Here is an 18,656-nt window from a genome sequence, read left to right as displayed (position 1 = left end):
CGGTCGGATTGCCGTTCGCCTATCCGTGCGCTGCGGACGGCAATCCGCCAATGGCGCGCAGGCAGCTCCACCGTTGGCGGAGTGGCCCTATCCACCAATTGGCGGAGTCCCTCAAGCAGCGCCGGCGGTCAGCGCGCTGGGCGCGGCGTCCTTGCCGGATCGACCGCCGATTCCGACCACGGCCAGCGGGCGCGCGGCGGCGGTGACCTGATCCAGCAGGGAAGGCCGGATGGGAGCGGGCACGGCGGCAGGCGTCTGCTGGACGGCATCGTCCGGCATCAACGACCGATACAGGCTGTCATAGCTCGGGACGACGCGTTCCCAACTGAAATCGGTGGTCATGGCGCGGTGGCGCATCGCCTGCCAGATGGCGGGGCGGCGGTACAGGCTGATCGCACGCGTAATGGCGCCGGCCATGGCATCCGCGGTTTCGCCGTCGAACAGCACGCCCGTCGCGTTGCGCATGGCATCGCGGCCCGCGCGCACGCCCGGGTCCGTAATGGTGTCCGCCATCCCGCCGACACGCGAGCCGATGGGTATGGTGCCGTAGCGCATCGCGTACAGCGGCGTCAGCCCGAAGGGTTCGAAGCGGCTGCCGTGCAGCAGCATGTCGCCGCCGGCGTGCAGGATATGCGCGGTTTCTTCGTCGAAGCCGATGCGCGCGGCGCAGCGGCCCGGATAGCAGCGCTGCAACTGGCGCAGCGCCGCTTCTATCCATTTTTCGCCCTGGCCGAGCACGGCAACCTGCAGGTCGGGATAATCGTCCAGCATGCGGGGAATGGCCTGTACCGCCAGGTCAGCCATTTTCTGGCTGGTCAGGCGGCTGCCCATGACCAGCACCGGCGCACGCGGGTTTTCCGTCAGACCGAAGTGCCGCTGCAGACGCACCTTGCAGCGCGGCTTGTTGTCCATATTGGAAGCGCTGAAGGCATAACCGTCCAGGTGGACGTCATTGGCGGGATCCCATTCTTCCGGATCGATGCCGTTCGGCACGGCCAGCAGGTCGTGCAGGCGCGTCGCCAGCACGCCTTCCAGCCCGCAGCCGAAGCGTTCGGTCAGGATCTCGCGCGCATAGGTGTGGCTGACCGTGGTGATGCGGTCCGCGTGCCGGATGCCCGCTTTCAGGAAGCTGAGCTGGCCCCAGTACTCGATGCCTTCCACCGTCAGGTGGCGCGGGTGGATGCCCATGGCGTCAGCCATATGCATGGGGTACACGCCCTGGAAGGCCATATTGTGGATGGTGAGCACCGTGCGCACGTTGATGCCCTTGTCACGCACCAGCATAGGCACCAGACCGGTGTGCCAGTCGTGCGCATGCACAATATCGGGGCGGGGGATGCGCGTGGTGCCGGCGGCCACGCGAGCGGCGGCGTGCGCCAGCGCCGCGAAGCGGATGCCGTTGTCCTCGTATTCGCGGCCTTCCGCGTCGGTGTACAGCGTGTCGCGGTCGTACAGCTTGTCGTTCTGCAAGAGCAGCACCGGCACGCCGCCCAGCGCCGGGCAGATGCCGTGTAGCAGCCGCGCTTCGCCGCCGGGCAGGCGGCGCAAGCGGGCGATTTCCCTGACCTGCGTCAATTTTTCGATGGTGCCGCGATAGGCGGGCAACATCAGCGTAATGGCCGTGCCGCTTTCGTGAAGGGCGCGCGCCATGCCGCTGACGGCGTCACCCAGGCCCCCGGTCTTTGCCAGGGGAAACGCTTCCGACGTAACAGCCAGGATTTTTCGCGACACGATTACCTACTCCAATGAAAACGCGTCCGGATAAAAAGTTGGGACGCGCCAGGCGAAGACAACGGGGAGGCCGGGAGACGGCGACGGGTAACGATTGCTACTGTCTCTCGCGTAGAAAATGACACGCAACGTAATTTCTATACGCGATGCTTCGCTGCTATCCGCAACCGGCTCGGGACCGGATGCATGTATCTTGGCAAGCAGCGTGCCCAAGGTGATGGGAACGGGGAGTCAACAGCTATTTTGCTCATGGTCAGCCTGCCACGATGTGTACTTTGGTAACCCGTGCGGCCACTTTCCGGCTTGCGGCTTGCTTCGCGCCGGACGGGCGCCTTGCCCGGGCAGACTAGCTCGGCCAACAGGCGGACGCCTTGAGGTTGATCAAGAGCTCGATCATGCGTGGCGACGCGCCCTGGCCATCGCCCCAAGCAACACCGCACTGTGAACTTCATGGATTTGATCGTCGCACGACCCGAAGGCCTGTATTGCCCACCCGGTGATTTCTACATCGACCCCTGGCGGCCGGTCGAACGCGCCATCATTACGCATGCGCATTCCGATCACGCACGCGCGGGCCACGCCCATTACCTGGCGTCGGCGGCCGGTGCGGGCGTCTTGCGTGCGCGGGTCGGCGACGTCGACCTGGATGCCATGCCCTACGGCGAAACGCGTGTACATAACGGCGTGCGCATTACCCTTTTTCCCGCCGGGCATGTTTTGGGGTCGGCGCAGGTGCGGTTGGAGCATGGCGGCCAGGTCTGGGTCGCGTCGGGCGACTACAAGCTGCAGGAAGACGGCACCTGCGACCCCTTCGAGCCCGTACCGTGTGACGTCTTCATTACCGAATCGACCTTCGGCCTGCCGGTCTATCGCTGGGATGACGTGGCGCAGGTGCGGGCCGACATCAATGCCTGGTGGGCCGCCAATGCCGCCGAAGGCCGGGCGTCGATCCTATATTGCTATGCCTTTGGCAAGGCCCAGCGGATCCTGCATGGGCTGGATGCGTCGATCGGGCCGATCGTCGCGCATGGCGCGGTGGAAGGGCTGAACCGGGTATATCGGACATCCGGCGTCGTCATGCCGCCCACCATCACCGTGTCGGAGATCGCCGATCCGGCGGATTTGCGCCGGGCATTGGTGTTGGCGCCGCCGTCCGCGCGGGGTACGCCGTGGACCCGGCGATTCGGCGAGCACGCCGACGCATTCGCCAGCGGCTGGATGCGCTTGCGCGGCGCGCGCCGCCGGCGCGGCGTGGATCGAGGGTTCGTGATGTCCGACCACGCGGATTGGCCGGGCTTGGGCAAGGCCATCCGCGCCACGGGCGCCGAGCGGGTCATCGTTACCCATGGCAGCGTCGCCGTCCTGGTGCGCTGGCTGAACGAGCTGGGCCTGCGCGGGGAATCCTTCACCACCGAGTACGGGGCGGAGGAGGACGAGGGTGGTCCGGACAAGGAGCAAGGCGCCACCAGGGCCGACGCAAGCGACGAAGTCGCCTCGGACGGCGCGGAGGCCGTGGCATCCGCTCAGGCGGCAAGCGAAACGCGGGCGCGATTGCCGTCCGACCCGGATGCCGGCGATGACCCGGAGGACCCGGCCTCGTGAAGGATTTCGCCGATCTCTATACCCGGCTGGATGCAACCACGTCCAGCAACGCCAAGCTGGCGGCCATGCGCGATTATTTCCGGGCCGCCCCGCCGGCCGACGGCGCCTGGGCCGCCTATTTCCTGGCGGGCGGCAAGCCGCGCCAACTGGTTCCGACCAAGGTACTGCGGCAGTTCATCACCGATGCCGCCGGCGTCCCGGAATGGCTGTTCGAAGAAAGCTACCAGGCCGTCGGCGACCTGGCCGAAACACTGTCGCTGCTGCTGCCCGACCCTGGAGTCTCGGATACCGCCAGCCTGACGGAGTGGGTGGAGGAACGGCTGCTGCCGCTGCGGGGCCTGCCGCCGGCCGAAATCGTCCACCGCCTGAAAGACCTGTTCGCCCGCCTGGACCAGCACGGCCGCTTCGTCTGCGCCAAGCTGATGACCGGTTCCATGCGCGTGGGCGTGTCCAAGCTGCTCCTGACCCGGGCCTTGGCTGAAGTCGCCGGCGTCGAAACCCGCCACATGGCGCAGCGCCTGATCGGCTACACCGACATCGGCGCCCGCCCGCAGGCGGAAGTGTTCCAGCGCCTGCTCGAACCCGTCACGCACGAAGGCCAGGCCCGCCTGGACGGGCAGCCGTATCCGTTCTTCCTGGCCCATCCCCTGAACAGCGATCCCGCTGCCTTCCCGGACCTGCTCGGCCCGCCATCGGGCTGGCAGATCGAATGGAAGTGGGACGGCATCCGCGCTCAGTTGGTGCGCCGCGCCGAACAGACCTGGGTCTGGTCGCGCGGCGAAGAACTCGTCACCGAGCGCTTTCCGGAGCTGCTGCGCCTGGGCAACCGCCTGCCGGAAGGCGCCGTGCTGGACGGCGAAATCGTCGTCTGGAAAGAGGACAGGGTGCAGCCCTTCGCCCACCTGCAACAGCGCCTGGGCCGCAAGTCGGTCGGCGCCAAGCTGCTGGCCGACGCGCCCGTCGTGCTGCTCGCCTACGATCTGCTGGAACTGGACGGCGAAGACCTGCGCGGCCGGCCGCAGGCCGAGCGGCGCGCCATGCTGGAACGGCTGGCTGCCGGCATCCAGGATCCCGCGCTGGTCCTGTCGCCGCTGTTGCATGGCGCGGATTGGCAGGACCTGGCGCGCCAGCGTGAAGCTTCGCGGGCCCTGGGCGTGGAAGGCATGATGCTGAAGGCCGCGGACGCGCACTACGGCGTCGGCCGTACCAAGGAAAGCGGCGTCTGGTGGAAATGGAAGGTCGATCCGTTTTCCGTCGACGCCGTATTGATCTACGCCCAGCGCGGCCATGGCCGGCGGGCCAGTCTATATACCGATTACACCTTCGCCGTCTGGGACGCGCCGCCGGAAGCGCCGGAACGCCGGCTGGTTCCCTTCGCCAAGGCATATTCCGGCCTGACCGACCAGGAAATCCGCCAGGTCGACGCCATCGTGCGCAAAACCACCATCGAGAAGTTCGGCCCGGTCCGCAGCCTGGAACCCACACAAGTATTCGAACTCGGGTTCGAGGGCATCGCACGCAGTGCGCGGCACAAGAGCGGTATCGCGGTGCGCTTCCCGCGCATGCTGCGGTGGCGGCAGGACAAGACGCCGCAGGACGCGGATACCTTGGAGACGCTGGCGGCGTTGTTGCCAGATGTGTCGCGCGAGGGCGCTTGACGATGTCGGGGTCGCGGCCCCATTCCTGCCAGTCGCGGCTGATTCCGAAGAACAAGTAAGGGGATTAGGAATAGGGACAAGCTCATCGATCATCCGGCGACGTCAATGACGATCTTCCCGTACGCACCTCGATCCAGATGATCGAAAGCCGCTGAAAGATCGGCGAACGGATAGCGCGTATCAACGACCGGCCTGATCCCGTTCAGGTCTACCGCGCGGACCAGCCGCTCCAGGGCCTTGCGGCTGCCGGTCCCTATCCCATGTATGGTGACGTCCTTGATCATCAATGGCATTGCCGGGGCACTTAGATCGAAACCGTCCAAAGCGCCGATCTGGCATATGTGCCCGCCCACGGCCGCGACCTGTACCGCCTTGCCGAGATGGGAGCCGCCGATCACCTCCAGAACATGGTCGGCACCGCGATTCCCGGTCAGCTGGTATATCGCCTCCACCCAGTCTTCCCGATCGCGGTCGACATAATGATCCGCGCCCAGGGCCCGCGTGCGGGCTTCGTTGCCGGAATTGCCGGAGACGATGACCTGCGCGCCATGCGCTTTGGCGATCTGCAGGCCGAATAGCGCTACGCCGCCCGTGCTGGGGATGAGCACGGTGTCGCCAGCCCGCACGCCGGCGCGTTCGACCAGTGCGAACCATGCGGTGACGCCGGCGCAGGGCAGGGTGCAAGCCTGCCAGTCGGCGAGCGTTTCGGGAGCCCGCACGAGCCAGTCTTCGGGCAGGGCGACATACTCGGCCAAAACCCCCGGATAGAAGCCTCCCAGTGTGCGATACCCCGGGGTGCGCGCGTCGCCAGGCCGTAGCCCGTCTATCCAGTCCGGCGTGAATTGGGAGATGACGCGGTCACCCACAGCGAAGCGGGTGCTTTCCCCGCCGAGTTGCACGACCTGTCCCGCCAAATCTGAGCCCGGCGTGAATGGGAAGCCAAGCGGCAGGCCGCGACCGGACTCGATGACCATTTTGTCGCGATAGTTCAGGGCCACGGCCGAAACCTTCACCAGAACCTGCCGCGGCGCTGGATCGGGCATCTCGACCTCGCGCAGTTTCAGGTGGTCTCGTCCGAGTGCGTCGATTTCCCAACGCCGCATCGTAGTGCTCATCGTTTATTCCTGGTGGGTGTGTTTTCGTATTCGCGTAGCCCGGGGAAGGGCACGCGCCGGAATTATGAGCGGCCGGACTGTAAACAATAATCCCCTACAATCGGCATGATCTGTTGCGTCGGGAGGACACAATGACGGGGGCCGAATTCGCTGAGCTGAACGCGTTCGTGGCGGTCGCGCAGGAAAGGAGCTTTCGACGTGCGGCCAGGCAGCTTGGCGTGTCGCCCTCGGCCTTGAGCCGGACCATCCGTTCCCTGGAAGAGCGGCTGGCAGTCAGGCTGCTCAATCGCACCACCCGCAGCGTGGCCCCGACCGAGGCCGGCCAGACGCTGTTCGAGCGCTTGCGACAGGGAATAGGCGCGATCGAGGGGGCTGTTCGCGATAGCGCAAGCCATCAGACGCGGCCGAAGGGCGTCGTTCGGATCAACCTGCCGCAGATAACAGCGCATCTTGTCGTGCTGCCTGAACTCAAGGCGTTCACGAGAGCCTATCCGGACGTCGAGCTCGATCTGGTCGTCGACGACAACATGGTCGACGTGGTCGCCAAGGGATTCGACGCTGGCGTTCGTGTGGGCGCGGCGCTGCACCAGGATATGGTCGCGGTGCGGCTGACGCCGGATCTGCGGATGGCCGTCGTCGGTGCGCCGGCCTATTTCGCGCAACGGCCGCCACCCGATACGCCGCGGGACTTGCGGGATCATCGGTGCGTGACCTATCGGTGGGACGATACGGGCGCGCTTTATCGCTGGAATTTTGTTGGCCCGGACGGGCCGCTGGATGTCGAGGTCCGCAACGTGCTGACTGTCAACGATTCGGACATCCTGCTTGCGAGTGCGCTGCAGGGCGCTGCTCTCGCTTTTCTGCCTGAAAGCTTCGTGGCGTCCTTCCTGGAATCGGGGCAATTGATCCGCGTCCTGGACGAATGGTGCAAACCATTTTCAGGCCTCTATATTTATTATCCCGAAAGGGCCTATACGCCCGCACCGCTCAGGGCCTTCATTGATTTCTTCAGGCTGGACGGTTCTGGCGCCGCTGGCCCAGGCTGATGGCTCACGCGGGGCTGCGTTATCGGGGCGTGGTCATCAAACCCGCGACCACCTGTCTCATCCATTCATGCGACGGCACATCATTCCACCGGGCGTGCCAGACCATGTTGTAGTGCGATTTGGGCAATTGAAAGCCCAGTTCAAGCACATGCAGCGGATGAAATTGCGCGACATACGTGGCCAGCCTGCGCGGCATGGTCACCGCCAGATCGGTCTGCAGCAGTATCAACGGCACATGGCTCATGCTGGAGACGTACAAGTCGAAGCGCCGCTGGTGGCCCAGCTTGCGCAGCCATGCGTCCACCTCGTTGTCCTTGCCGAACATGTCGGTGGTGGTCACGAAGCGCAATTTGCAGAAGGTGCCCGGGGTAAGTTTTTTGCCCGCGAAGGGATGGCCCCGCCGGAGCAGGCAGACACGATCGTCGTCATAGAGCGCGTGCGTGCGGAACCGCCCACCGACTTCTTCGAAGCGGCCTAGCGCGATATCGATGGAGTGATCTTCCAGCTGCTTTTCCGGCAAGGCCACGCCTTGCATATTGACGAAGCTGAACCGCACCTGCGGCGCGTGGCTGTCGCAATAGCTGCGCAGGCCCGGCGCGAGCATCCATTCGATGGTGTGGCGCGCGGCGATGCGAAATGTGCGGGATGACTTCAAGGGATCGAAAGCGCCGCCGTCTTCCATGATGCCGCCGATGGCGGCTAATGCTTCCCGAACGACGGGGCGGATTTCCAGCGCGCGCGGGGTAGGGACGAGCTGCCGCTTTATCAGGACGAACAGGGGATCGGCCAGCAGGCGGCGCAATTCGGCGAGCTTTCTGCTGATGCCCGGCTGGGTCGTATGCAGTCGCGCCGCCGTCTCCGTGGCGCTGCGCGTTTCCATCAGCAGTTCGAAAACGGTCAGCAGGTTCAGGTTGACCTTGCGCAGCGTATCCAGTTCCACGATGGCCGGAGATCCATATCAAAAAAGGCATTATATGTTCCGGATAAATCATTTGATGATATGAGCTGCCGCCTCTACGATTTGTACCGATCCTGTAACAAGGCAGAGTTGGAGAGCATCGATGAGCAGGCAGCAAGTGACACCGTTTCCCCTTTACGAGATCAGCGGGGCGCCGCTGGAGCGGGGGCGGTCCTATGGCGAACAAGCCAGGAAGCGCATCGCCCGCTCCATCGAGCACTACAGCGAGCAGGCCGCGCGATGGAAGCTGGAACGCAGCGAGATCGACAGGATTATCCATAGCTATATCCCGGCGGTGCGCAAGTTCGACGAGAACTACCTGACGGAGATGCAGGGCATCGCCGACGGCGCCGGCGTGCGCCTGGAGGACATCTTCCTGCTGAACGCCCGTACGGAAGTGATGAAGCTGGCATTCAAGCCGGAGCTGCGCGCGCGGCTGCTGGGCGAGACCAACGATGGCTGCACGTCGGTGAAGGTGATGCGCGAAGCGACCGCCGACGGCCGGCTGATCCACGCGCAGAACTGGGACTGGAAGGAAGAGTGTTCGGAGACCGGCGTGGTACTGCGCATACTGCGTGACGACGGCCCGAACGTGCTGACGTTTACCGAAGCGGGGATGCTGGCTCGCTCGGGCTTCAATTCGGCCGGGATTTCGATCACGGGGAATAACCTGGAGTGCGACCGCGATTACCGGCAGATCGGCGTGCCGCTTCCCTTGATCCGCCGCAAGGCCCTGGAAAGTCCGTATCTGGCCTGGGCGCTGCACGCGGTGTACGCGACCCCGAAGACGGGTTCGAACAATATGGCGGTCTGCCATCACGAAGGCATCGCGATCAACTTCGAGTGCGCGCCGGACGAGACGTTCCAGCTCCTGCCGGAAAATGGCCTGCTGGTGCATTCGAATCATTGGCTGAGCCCGATCGCCCTGGGCAAGCTGAAGGATACGGGTATCGCGTTTTCGCCGTGCACGCTGTATCGCGAGCAGCGCGTGCGGGATCTGCTGACGCCGGATGTGGGCCGCATTACCGTGGATTCGGTCAAGCGGGCGCTGCTGGATGATTTCCAGTCGCCGTGGTCGGTGTGCCGGCCGCCGCGCGGGGATTTCGGGCGGGATACGCGCAGCGCCACGGTGTCCACCGTCGTCATGCAGCCTGCGCTGGGCGTGATGGAGGTGGCCAATCTGCCGGCGCTGGATCCCACCTTCGCCAAGTACGAACTGCCGCAGCGCCAGCGCTAAGAAATTTTCCAGAACATCACAGGGGAATCAGCCATGAAAAAGGCCTTCAAATCCAATCTGCCGCACGGCGGCGTGTTCGCGGGCAAGTTCGTCCGCATGACGGCGGCGCTGGGACTGGCGGCGGCCATCGCCACGCCGGGCATCGCCACGGCGCAGGACGGCGACAAATATCCTTCGCATGCGATCCGCCTGATCGTGCCTTTCGCGGCTGGGGGCGGCACGGATATCCAGGCGCGCATCGTCGCACAGGAAGTGGGCAAGGTGCTGGGCCAGACCATCGTGGTCGAGAACCGGCCCGGCGCCGGCGGCGGCATCGGCGCGGCCTTCGTGGGCCAGGCCAAGCCGGACGGCTATACCTTGCTGGTGGGATCGACCGGCACGCACGGCGCGAACCAGTTCCTGTACTCCAAGCTGCCTTATGACCCGGTGAAGGACTTCACGCCGATCACGGTGCTGGCGACTTTCGACAACGTCGTCGTGGTGCCGGAGTCTTCCAGGATCCAGACCTTGAAAGAGCTGGTGGATACGGCCAAGGCCAATCCGGGCAAGCTCAATTACGGCGTGACCACGGTGGGCAGCTCCGCCCACCTGGCGGTGGAAAAGTTCAACCGCGATGCCGGCATCAAGGCCAGCGGCGTGCCGTACAACGGCGCGGGCCAAGCCACGACGGACCTGCTGGCCGGTCGCCTGGACTATATGCTGGACCTGGTCGGCACGCAGATCGGCAACATCAAGGCCGGCAAGGTGCGGCCCATCGCCACGACGGCGCTGAAGCGCAATGCCGTGCTGCCCGAGGTTCCGACCATCGCGGAATCCGGCTATCCTGGTTTCAGCGCGGTGGGTTGGGTAGGCCTGTTCGGGCCGGCGGGCATGCCGCAATCGACGGTGGATACGCTGTACAAGGCCATCGAGAAAGTCTATGCATCGCCGGATTTCCAGGCCACCATGCGCGCGCGTTCCTTCGATATCGCCAATATGCCGCCCGCGGAGTTCGACAAGTTCCTGGTGAACGAACGCCAGAAGTGGGGCACCGTGGTGCGCGAATCGAACATCAAGCTGGATTGAGCAAATCGTCAACGATCATCGAGGATCAAGGATGAGACAAACGACATTTCCGGAAGCGATGCGCTGCGTTGTGCTGATCGGCATCGACTTCGATGGTCCCAGCCACGAAGTGGGGCGCGGGATCGCGCCGCTGGGCAAGCATTCCTGGGGAAATTACTCCGCCCGTTGCGGCGTGCCGCGGCACATGGAAATGCTGGACCGCCACAACATCAAGGGCACGTTCTTCGTCCCGGGCTATGACGCCGAACGGCATCCCACGACCATCGAGGACATCGACCGCAACGGTTTCGAAGTCGCCGCGCACGGCTATCTGCACGAGGCCTGGGAACTCAAGGCGGAGGAAGAAGAAGCCCTGCTGCGCAAGACCGACGGCATCCTGCGTGACATCATCAAGAAGCCCGTGCTGGGCTGGCGCTCGCCGTCCGGCCGCAAGAGCGACAAGACCATGAAGGTGCTGAAGTCGCTGGGCTATATCTACGATTCCAGCGACAAGGACTACGACCGTCCGTACCGGCTGCGCTTCGGCAAGACGCAGGACGACGTCATCGTCGAACTGCCGAACAACACCTACAGCCTGGACGATTTCCCGTTCTACAAGTTCAGCTATACGCCGCCGTCGGAAGTGCTGGCGCAATGGAAGTCGGAGTTCGATGCGATCTATCGCAACGACAGGTTCTTTGTGATGTCGCTGCATCCACGCGCGGGCTGGGGCTCCGGTACGCCGTCGCGCACCAAGACGCTGTCCGACCTGATTGCCTATATGAAGACGCACGACGGGGTGCAATTCATGGAGTCGCGCGCTTTCGCCCAATGGTGCCTGGACAACAGCAACAATCTTGAAGAGGTGTCGTTCGCATGAGCACGTATACATGGCCCCATGGCGCCCGCGCGGTCGTTCTGCTGACCGTGAACTTCGACGCCGAGTCCTTCGATCTGAAGGAAGTCCCCACCGAACGCATGTTCGGCCGCTATTCCTATGGCCGCTATGCGGTGCGCGCGGGCTTTCCGCGGCTGGTGGAATTGCTTAAGAAACACGACGTGCCGGCGACTTTCTTCGTGCCGGGCACGGATGCCCGCCGGCATCCCGAGCTGATCCGCGAGCTGGTCGCCAACGGCCATGAGATCGCGGCGCGTGGCGTGGATCTGGAGAACTTCGCGACGCTGGGCGACAAGGAAACGCAGGTGTTGAAGGCGTCGCGCGACATCCTGGCGGACGTTGCCGGCGTGGCGCCGCAGGGCTTCCGCGCGCCGGGCGGCGAGTTGTCGTCCAGGACGCTGGATCACCTGGCCGATCTGGGCTTTATCTACGACGCCAGTTTCCAGGACGCCGATTATCCCTACGTGTTCGGCCTGTCGGGCGACAAGAAGGTGGTGGAGCTGCCATCGACATTCGCGCTGGACGATGCGCCGGTGTATTCGGCGCGCCATACGCATGCGCGTCTGCAGACGATCTGGCGCGATGAGATCGCGGCGATGCATGCGGAAGGTACGCTGATTCCGCTCACCTTGAACCTGCGCGGGGATTTCGGTTCGACGCGGGCGGCGCGTATCGCGGTGCTGGATACCTTGCTGACCGAGATCAAGCAGCTGGGCGACGTGCGCTTCATGACCTGCCAGCAACTGGCCGAACATACGCTGTCACTGAACCTGGCGCCGGAGCCGGATCCCCATCGCGCGCACGCCGAGACGCTGGCGAACACGGTGTACCGTGGGGATCTGGCGATCCGGCCGCTGTAGTCGTCGCTGGCGCTACCAGGGCAGCGTCTTGCCGTGCCGGTCGATGTAGCGCAGTCCTGGCCGGCCGGCATGGTGCTCTACCGTGTCGACCACCAGCGGGATGCTTTCCGAGACGTCCAGGGCGGCGTTGCTGCCGCCCATCTCGGTACGCACCCATCCGGGCGCGACCAGTAGCAGGGCTTGCGTGCCGCCGGCATGGCGCGACGCGTAGGCCTTCATCAACATGTTCAACGCGGCCTTGCTAGAACTGTACAGCTCCCAGAAGCCTTCGTTGTTGGTGATGCTGCCCAGCTCCGAGGACATGACCGCGATGACGCCATCGCGCGCAACCATGTCCTGGAAGACTTCGATGACCCGCATGGGGCTGAGCGCGTTGGTCAGCATCATGTCGATGAAATCCTGTTCGTCGACTTGCAGCGGGGTCAGCTCGTTCGCCTTGCAGATTCCCGCATTGACGAAAAGGGTGTCCAGCGTGCGGCCTTGCAGGCGAGCGTGCAGTTCACGTACCGACGCCAGGTCGGTGATGTCGACGGACTGGATTTCCAGCTCACAGACGCTACGTTCGCGCAGGGCTTCAAGTTGCGGAGACTGGCTGCGCGTGGTGGCGATGACGTGCCAGCCCTTGCCGCAGTATTCCTCGGCCAGCGCCAGGCCCAGGCCGCGTGACGCGCCCAGAATAAGTACGGTTTTCTGATCGGCCATTGAAAGCTCCTTGTGTTGTGTCCGTTGTCATTGGAGCACTCGGAGCGTCGTGCGTACACGGCCTGGATGTCAATGGATTATTGACTCGAAGTAAGCAATTCACTGCCGGGCACGGCCCTTGCTCCACCGTGACCCGAAGCCTGCCATACGTAGCGGGCAACCGAGAAAGGAGAGCGCCATGCGAGGCATTCTGCTCTGGCTGTTGGGGATCCCCATCCCGGTCATCATTCTGCTTTGGCTGTTCCACGTCATTTAAGCAGTCTGCACGGCGCGGAACAGCGTCGAACTGGCGGCGGTTGGAGGCACCTCCATCCGCCGCTATCCAATTCCCGAATCGCGGACGTGACCTAGCGGATCTCCGGATAGCTGCGGTCGCTATCGTGGTCGAGCAGTACGTCGTAGGCACGCGGGTCCGCGGCCGTGAAGCGCGCGACGTGCGCCGCGCGCAGCAATTCCCTGGTGCCGGCGTCGGCGTGCATGCCGAGCAGCGCGGCTGTCAGGCGCTCGGACGTCGCGGGGTCGACATCCTGTCCGCTGACGAGCAAGGGATTCGGCGTCCAATCCGTATATCCGATCGCGCGCAGGCCCTGTAGCGCGTCTGCGTCATGCACCCGCAGCAGGTCCAGATACCACCCGTCCACGGCCGTCAGGTCGATTTCGCCATCGCGCAAGGCGCGCAGCAGGCCACGTGGGTTGCCATAAGGACCTTTGACTTCCTGGAATAGGGAGCCCCCGTGCGCCGCCGCATGGCGGGCGAGCAGGCGCCGGGGCGCGTTCCAGCCGGACTGGGAGTCGCGCACCATCCACCCGTAGCGGCTTCCGAACGTATCCTCCAGCCGCTGCCAGGGCGCATCGTCCCGCACCAGGAAGGCGCTGCGATAACGCGCCTGGTCTTCGTATCCGGGCAAATCCGGCACGACGGCGGCCACCGCCGTATAAGCCTTGCCGCCGCGCAACGCTTGCGCGAACGGCCAGCCGCACATGAAGGCGCCGCACAGGCCCGGCCGCGCCCAGAGTTCACCGATGGGCGTCGGCCAACCGTGTTCGACAAAGGTCACGTGCAGGCCCGCCCGCCGATGTGCCTCGGCCAGCAGCGCATGCCACGCCGTCTTGGCGGACGGCGCGACGTCGTACATGCGGGTCGATGCGATCAAAGGCGTAGCGGTCATGGGGGGCTCCCGGTGTGTTCGATCAGGCGTACTTCAAGGTCTGCCCGATACCGAGTCGCTTGGCCTTGTCCAGCATCGCCTGCCCCAGCGCGATGTCCGTCGTCGACAGGCCGCGATGCCAGAACAGGATGGTCTCCTGATCGTTCTCGCGTCCCGGCTTCAGGCCGGCCACGATCTGGCCGATCTCGGCGTGCAGGTTTTCCTGGGTGATGCGATCGCTGTCCACATGGGCGCGCAGCGAACCGAAGGGCAGGCCCTTGCGGCACTGGCCCCAATCGTCGACCACCACCTTGGACATGATGTCCGTCAGCGAAAGTTCGACCGCGCTCATGGTGCCGTAGGGCATGACCAGCGCGCCCGGCTTGATCCATTCCGTCTTGAGCAGCGGCGTGGGCTTGGGCAGGCGCGAGGCTTCGACGACGATGTCGGCGTCGCGCACGCAGGATTCCCAATCTTCCACCACCTTGACCGGCTTGCCCAGGTCGCGCGACAGGCGATCGCCGAAGGCCTGGCGGCTTTCGGGACGGCGCGAGTGCACGCGGATCTCGTCGAAATTGAAGATGCTGTCCAGCAGGCGCACGTTCCAGTACGAGGTGCCGCGCGCCCCGATGTGGCCCAGTATCTTGCTGTCGCGCCGCGCCAGGTGCTTGGCGCCCAGCGCGGTGACCGCGCCGGTGCGCATGTCGGTGATCGCAGTCGCATCGACGATGGCCAACGGCTTGCCGGTGACCGGATCGAACAGGTTCAACAAGGCCATTTCGGATGGCAGGTCGACCTTGTAGTTGTCGACGAAATCGCTGACCACCTTGACGCCGGCCACGTGCAGCGGCTCGATGTAGCCGCGCAGCACGTTGAAGTGGCCCTTGTCCGAGGATTCCGGCACCAGGTGCACGCGCGGCTCGATCACGGTCTTGCCCAGGCCCTGCGCGCGCAGGGCGCCTTCCACCGCGGCCAGGATTTCGGCATCGGTGATGTTCAGGGCTTTGACGTCGGGCCCGTTCAGGTAGGTAATGTCGATGGACTGCATGATGTCTCCGGACTTACTGGATAGGCTTGATGCCCGCCGTCTTGACGATGTCCGCCCACTTGCGGGACTCGTCCTGGATCATGGCGGCGAAGGCTTGCGATGTAATGCTGGAGGGCTCCACGCCCTGGTCTTCGAACTTCTGCCGCACGGCGGGATCCTTCAGAACGGTCGCGACGTCCTGCGCCAGCTTGGCCAGGACGGCGGGCGGGGTCTTGGCGGGGGCGACCAGGCCGTACCACGACGTCACGTCGAAGCCCGGGTAGCCGCTTTCCGCGACAGTGGGGACGTCCGGCAACTGCGGCAGCCGATGCGGTCCGGCGACGGCCAGCGCGCGCAGCTTGCCGCTGCGGATGAAGGGCAACACGCTGGAAACGCCCGCGAACATCATGTCCACGTTGCCCGCGACCACGTCGGTGACGGCGGGCGCCATGCCGTTGTACGGGATATGCATGGTATTGATGCCGGCGGACTGGTTCAGCAGCTCGCCTGCCAAATGCGCGCCGCTGCCGGCGCCGGGCGAGGCGAAGTTCAGCTTGCCCGGCTTGCTCTTGGCGTATTCGATGAAGGACTTGAAGTCCTTGGTCGGCAGGGCAGGGTTCACCACCAGGATGTTGGGGGACGTCGCCAGCAGCGTGATGGGTGCGAAGGCGTGGGCCGTGTCGAAATTCAGGTTGGTGTAGAGCAGCGGGTTGACCGTCAGGTTGCCGGCCGGCGCCAGGCCCAGCGTGTAGCCGTCGGCGGCGGCGCGGGCAACCTGGCCCATGCCGAGGTTGCCGGAGGCGCCGGGGCGGTTTTCGATGATGACCGGCACGCCCCACATTTCGTTGAGCTTCTGCCCGACGATGCGCGGAATGGCGTCGGCGACCCCGCCCGCGCCGAAGGGCACGATGATGGTCACGGGCTTGGAAGGATAGGCATCCGCCGCGTGCACGGACGCGGCGGATGCCGCGATGAGGGCGCCGGCGGCAAAGGCCGCCAGGCGCAGGTTCAGAGACAGTTTCATGGTATTCCCCTTGTGTGTGTGTCTACTGCTGCTTGATGCCGGCCGTGGCCGGCCTGATTAACGATCCAGCATGGGCAGGTCCAGCCCGGCGTCGCGCGCGCAGGCGATGGCTTCTTCGTAGCCGGCGTCCGCGTGGCGCATGACGCCCGTGGCCGGGTCGTTATGCAGCACACGCGCGATGCGGCGATCCGCCGCTTCGGTGCCATCGCACACGATGACCACGCCGGCGTGCTGCGAGAACCCCATGCCGACGCCGCCGCCGTGATGCAGCGAGACCCACGTCGCGCCACCCGCGGTGTTCAGCAAGGCATTCAGCAAGGGCCAATCGGACACCGCGTCCGAGCCATCCCGCATGGATTCGGTTTCACGGTTCGGGCTGGCCACCGAGCCGGAATCCAGGTGATCGCGGCCGATGACGACGGGCGCGCTCAGTTCACCGGTGCGGACCATTTCATTGAAGGCCAGCCCCAGCCGCGCGCGATCGCGCACCCCCACCCAGCAGATGCGCGCCGGCAGGCCCTGGAAGGCGATGCGTTCGCGCGCCATGTCCAGCCAGTTGTGCAGATGCTTGTCGTGCGGGATCAGTTCCTTGACCTTGGCGTCGGTCTTGTAGATGTCCTCCGGATCACCCGACAGCGCGGCCCAGCGGAACGGGCCGATGCCTTCGCAGAACAGCGGGCGTATATAGGCCGGCACGAAACCGGGGAAATCGAAGGCGTTCTCCACGCCCATTTCCAGCGCCATCTGGCGGATGTTGTTGCCGTAGTCCAGCGTCGCTGCCCCGCGTTCCTGCAGCGTCAGCATGGCGCGCACATGGCCGGCCATGGATTGCTTGGCGGCGCGCACCACGGCATCCGGCTCGGTGTTGCGGCGGGCCTTCCATTCTTCCATCGTCCAGCCCTGAGGCAGGTAGCCGTTCAAGGGATCGTGGGCGGAGGTCTGGTCGGTCACGCAATCCGGCGTGATGCCGCGTTGGACCATTTCCGCCAGCACGTCGGCCGCATTGCCCAACAGGCCGATGGACACGGCCTTGCCCTGGGCCTTGGCCTGCTCCAGCAGGCCCAGCGCTTCGTCCAGGGTTCTGGCTTTCACATCGATATAGCGGGTGCGCAGGCGGAAGTCGATGCGCGACTCGTCGCACTCCACGGCGATCATGCTGAAGCCGGCCATGGTGGCGGCCAGCGGCTGCGCGCCGCCCATGCCGCCCAGGCCGGCCGTCAGGATCCAGCGGCCCTTGGGATCGCCGCCGAAATGGCGATTGGCCACGGAATAGAAGGTTTCGTAGGTGCCTTGCACAATGCCCTGGGAGCCGATGTAGATCCAGCTGCCGGCCGTCATCTGGCCATACATCATCAGGCCCTTGCGGTCCAGTTCGTGGAAGTGTTCCCAGGTGGCCCAGTGCGGCACCAGGTTGGAGTTGGCCAGCAGCACGCGCGGCGCGTCTTCATGGGTCTTGAACACGCCGACCGGCTTGCCGGATTGGATCAGCAGCGTTTCGTCGGGCTGCAGGCGGCGCAGCACTTCCAGGATCTTGTCGAAGGACGGCCAGTCGCGCGCGGCGCGGCCGATGCCGCCGTACACCACCAGTTGATCCGGGTGCTCGGCCACTTCCGCGTCCAGGTTGTTCTGGATCATGCGATAGGCGGCCTCGATCAGCCAGTTCTTGCAGCTCAGGGTATTGCCGCGCGGCGCGCGGATCTTGCGCGACGGATCGATGCGGGAGTTTTGCGTAGCGGTCATGGCTGTTGATCTCCGGAAATCTTGGCGGGGGCGGGGCGCGTGGGCATGACGGCATGGCCGGTCAGGCGGTAGCGGTCGCCGGGATGGATAAGGCGGGCGTAGGTGACGACGTGCTCGCCGGACCAGGTGCGGCGCAGCACCTGCAGGCAGGCTTGCGGGCCTTTCAGTCCCAGCCAGCCCGCGACGCGGGTATCGGGAAGAATGGCCTCGATGGTGTGTTCGACGGCGGTCAGCGGCGCGACGCGGCTCAGGTAGGCATTGGGCGTTTCGCGGCTGAAGTCCTGCTGGATGTAGTCGGGGGCGACGCGCGGGTTGACGTAGCGGTCTTCCAGCTGCACCGGCACTTCGTTGTCCAGGTGCAGGATCAGCGAGTGGTAGACGGATTTGTCGATGGACAGGTCCAGCGCGGTGGCGATGGCTTCCGGCGCGGTGACGCGCTCCAGCTGCAGCACGCGGTTGGAATAACGGTGGCCGCGCTGGGCGATTTCCTCGGCGATGTTGCGGACTTCCAGCACGGGCAGGGCGGGTTTCTGTTCCGCCACGAAGGTGCCCAGGCCCTGGCTGCGGACCAGCATGCCTTCCTGGGTCAGCTCCAGGATGGCGCGGCGCGCCGTCATGCGGGAAACCTCGAACTGCGCCGCCAGCTGGTTTTCCGAGGGGACCTGGTCGTTCACCGCCCACTCGCCGGCTTCGATCTGCTCGACGATGTGCTGCTTGATGCGGGCGTAGGGAGGGAGCGGGAGGCTGGTGGCAGGCATGGGCAAAACTCTAACTTGAATATACAAGTATAGGCAAGTACCATCCGGCTATGGAAAACCCGAGGATGGCGGAATCGCGTCGATGCGCGATAAAGCCCCATGCGCTGG

Annotated in this window: 16 protein-coding genes; 7 read left to right on the top strand and 9 right to left on the bottom strand. The window is 65.0% G+C overall.

Translation table 11 applies throughout. The features are described 5' to 3' along the window. Window positions 1-111: 111 nt before the first annotated feature. Window positions 112-1,734, bottom strand: coding sequence for a glycogen synthase GlgA (gene glgA / locus CAL12_RS16140; protein ID WP_086065569.1), 1,623 nt, complete (start codon window positions 1,732-1,734; stop codon window positions 112-114). A gap of 447 nt (window positions 1,735-2,181) precedes the next feature. On the opposite strand from glgA, the gene CAL12_RS16135 reads away from it, so the two are divergent. Continuing rightward, the gene (locus tag CAL12_RS16135; RefSeq protein ID WP_086067928.1) at window positions 2,182-3,333 is read left to right on the top strand and encodes a ligase-associated DNA damage response exonuclease; all 1,152 of its coding nucleotides are present in this window, start codon (window positions 2,182-2,184) and stop codon (window positions 3,331-3,333) included. Further along, window positions 3,330-4,991, top strand: coding sequence for an ATP-dependent DNA ligase (locus CAL12_RS16130; RefSeq protein WP_086065568.1), 1,662 nt, complete (start codon window positions 3,330-3,332; stop codon window positions 4,989-4,991). Before CAL12_RS16135 ends, CAL12_RS16130 begins: the two co-directional genes overlap by 4 nt. Before the next feature lie 89 nt (window positions 4,992-5,080). Here the strand turns inward: CAL12_RS16130 and CAL12_RS16125 are convergent, their stop codons facing one another. Continuing rightward, window positions 5,081-6,106 carry a zinc-dependent alcohol dehydrogenase family protein gene (locus CAL12_RS16125; protein WP_086065567.1) on the bottom strand — a complete coding sequence of 342 codons (1,026 nt, stop codon included), beginning with the start codon at window positions 6,104-6,106 and terminating at the stop codon, window positions 5,081-5,083. A gap of 131 nt (window positions 6,107-6,237) precedes the next feature. Here CAL12_RS16125 and CAL12_RS16120 point away from each other — a divergent pair, with 131 nt between their 5' ends. Next, complete coding sequence (locus CAL12_RS16120; RefSeq protein ID WP_086065566.1) at window positions 6,238-7,152, top strand: LysR family transcriptional regulator; 915 nt, start codon at window positions 6,238-6,240, stop codon at window positions 7,150-7,152. A 19-nt stretch (window positions 7,153-7,171) separates the two neighbouring features. Here the strand turns inward: CAL12_RS16120 and CAL12_RS16115 are convergent, their stop codons facing one another. Beyond that, window positions 7,172-8,092 carry a LysR family transcriptional regulator gene (locus CAL12_RS16115; protein ID WP_086065565.1) on the bottom strand — a complete coding sequence of 307 codons (921 nt, stop codon included), beginning with the start codon at window positions 8,090-8,092 and terminating at the stop codon, window positions 7,172-7,174. A gap of 121 nt (window positions 8,093-8,213) precedes the next feature. On the opposite strand from CAL12_RS16115, the gene CAL12_RS16110 reads away from it, so the two are divergent. Genes CAL12_RS16110 through CAL12_RS16095 form a run of 4 tightly spaced genes read left to right on the top strand, consistent with a single transcriptional unit; the run spans window position 8,214 to window position 12,149 of the window. Beyond that, on the top strand, window positions 8,214-9,347 hold the full coding sequence (locus CAL12_RS16110; RefSeq protein WP_086065564.1) for a C45 family autoproteolytic acyltransferase/hydolase: 1,134 nt from the start codon (window positions 8,214-8,216) through the stop codon (window positions 9,345-9,347). A gap of 33 nt (window positions 9,348-9,380) precedes the next feature. After that, complete coding sequence (locus CAL12_RS16105) at window positions 9,381-10,412, top strand: Bug family tripartite tricarboxylate transporter substrate binding protein (protein WP_086065563.1); 1,032 nt, start codon at window positions 9,381-9,383, stop codon at window positions 10,410-10,412. Window positions 10,413-10,443: 31 nt separating this feature from the next. Beyond that, window positions 10,444-11,271, top strand: a complete 828-nt coding sequence (locus CAL12_RS16100) for a polysaccharide deacetylase family protein (protein ID WP_086065562.1) — start codon at window positions 10,444-10,446, stop codon at window positions 11,269-11,271. After that, window positions 11,268-12,149, top strand: coding sequence for a polysaccharide deacetylase family protein (locus CAL12_RS16095; protein WP_086065561.1), 882 nt, complete (start codon window positions 11,268-11,270; stop codon window positions 12,147-12,149). Before CAL12_RS16100 ends, CAL12_RS16095 begins: the two co-directional genes overlap by 4 nt. A gap of 12 nt (window positions 12,150-12,161) precedes the next feature. Here CAL12_RS16095 and CAL12_RS16090 read toward each other — a convergent pair whose 3' ends face one another. The 6 genes from CAL12_RS16090 to hutC all read right to left on the bottom strand — a co-directional run bounded on the left by CAL12_RS16090 (window position 12,162) and on the right by hutC (window position 18,548). Continuing rightward, window positions 12,162-12,851, bottom strand: a complete 690-nt coding sequence (locus CAL12_RS16090) for an SDR family NAD(P)-dependent oxidoreductase (protein WP_086065560.1) — start codon at window positions 12,849-12,851, stop codon at window positions 12,162-12,164. A gap of 347 nt (window positions 12,852-13,198) precedes the next feature. Continuing rightward, window positions 13,199-14,020, bottom strand: a complete 822-nt coding sequence (locus tag CAL12_RS16085; RefSeq protein WP_086065559.1) for a phosphate/phosphite/phosphonate ABC transporter substrate-binding protein — start codon at window positions 14,018-14,020, stop codon at window positions 13,199-13,201. A 22-nt stretch (window positions 14,021-14,042) separates the two neighbouring features. Continuing rightward, a complete protein-coding gene (locus CAL12_RS16080) occupies window positions 14,043-15,047 on the bottom strand; it encodes an ornithine cyclodeaminase family protein (RefSeq protein WP_086065558.1) in 1,005 nt (334 codons plus the stop codon). A gap of 13 nt (window positions 15,048-15,060) precedes the next feature. Then, window positions 15,061-16,050, bottom strand: coding sequence for a Bug family tripartite tricarboxylate transporter substrate binding protein (locus tag CAL12_RS16075; RefSeq protein ID WP_086065557.1), 990 nt, complete (start codon window positions 16,048-16,050; stop codon window positions 15,061-15,063). Window positions 16,051-16,107: 57 nt separating this feature from the next. After that, window positions 16,108-17,790 (bottom strand): urocanate hydratase, encoded by a 1,683-nt coding sequence (gene hutU, locus CAL12_RS16070; RefSeq protein ID WP_086065556.1) that lies wholly within the window; start codon window positions 17,788-17,790, stop codon window positions 16,108-16,110. Beyond that, on the bottom strand, window positions 17,787-18,548 hold the full coding sequence (hutC, locus tag CAL12_RS16065) for a histidine utilization repressor (protein ID WP_086065555.1): 762 nt from the start codon (window positions 18,546-18,548) through the stop codon (window positions 17,787-17,789). The genes hutU and hutC overlap by 4 nt, the downstream gene beginning before the upstream one ends. Window positions 18,549-18,656 lie beyond the last annotated feature (108 nt).

This window comes from Bordetella genomosp. 8 (assembly GCF_002119685.1).
Classification (GTDB): Bacteria; Pseudomonadota; Gammaproteobacteria; order Burkholderiales; family Burkholderiaceae_B; genus Bordetella_C.
This window is presented reverse-complemented; position numbering and strand designations above follow the sequence as displayed.

Bases quoted from the DNA above. Each gene is read 5' to 3' on its own strand.
- CAL12_RS16085 (WP_086065559.1), bottom strand. From the start codon at position 14,020: ATGACCGCTACGCCTTTGATCGCATCGACCCGCATGTACGACGTCGCG.
- CAL12_RS16075 (WP_086065557.1), bottom strand. From the start codon at position 16,050: ATGAAACTGTCTCTGAACCTGCGCCTGGCGGCCTTTGCCGCCGGCGCC.
- CAL12_RS16090 (WP_086065560.1), bottom strand. From the start codon at position 12,851: ATGGCCGATCAGAAAACCGTACTTATTCTGGGCGCGTCACGCGGCCTG.
- hutU (WP_086065556.1), bottom strand. From the start codon at position 17,790: ATGACCGCTACGCAAAACTCCCGCATCGATCCGTCGCGCAAGATCCGC.
- CAL12_RS16125 (WP_086065567.1), bottom strand. From the start codon at position 6,106: ATGAGCACTACGATGCGGCGTTGGGAAATCGACGCACTCGGACGAGAC.
- CAL12_RS16135 (WP_086067928.1), top strand. From the start codon at position 2,182: ATGGATTTGATCGTCGCACGACCCGAAGGCCTGTATTGCCCACCCGGT.
- CAL12_RS16100 (WP_086065562.1), top strand. From the start codon at position 10,444: ATGAGACAAACGACATTTCCGGAAGCGATGCGCTGCGTTGTGCTGATC.
- hutC (WP_086065555.1), bottom strand. From the start codon at position 18,548: ATGCCTGCCACCAGCCTCCCGCTCCCTCCCTACGCCCGCATCAAGCAG.
- CAL12_RS16080 (WP_086065558.1), bottom strand. From the start codon at position 15,047: ATGCAGTCCATCGACATTACCTACCTGAACGGGCCCGACGTCAAAGCC.
- CAL12_RS16120 (WP_086065566.1), top strand. From the start codon at position 6,238: ATGACGGGGGCCGAATTCGCTGAGCTGAACGCGTTCGTGGCGGTCGCG.
- CAL12_RS16105 (WP_086065563.1), top strand. From the start codon at position 9,381: ATGAAAAAGGCCTTCAAATCCAATCTGCCGCACGGCGGCGTGTTCGCG.
- CAL12_RS16110 (WP_086065564.1), top strand. From the start codon at position 8,214: ATGAGCAGGCAGCAAGTGACACCGTTTCCCCTTTACGAGATCAGCGGG.
- CAL12_RS16095 (WP_086065561.1), top strand. From the start codon at position 11,268: ATGAGCACGTATACATGGCCCCATGGCGCCCGCGCGGTCGTTCTGCTG.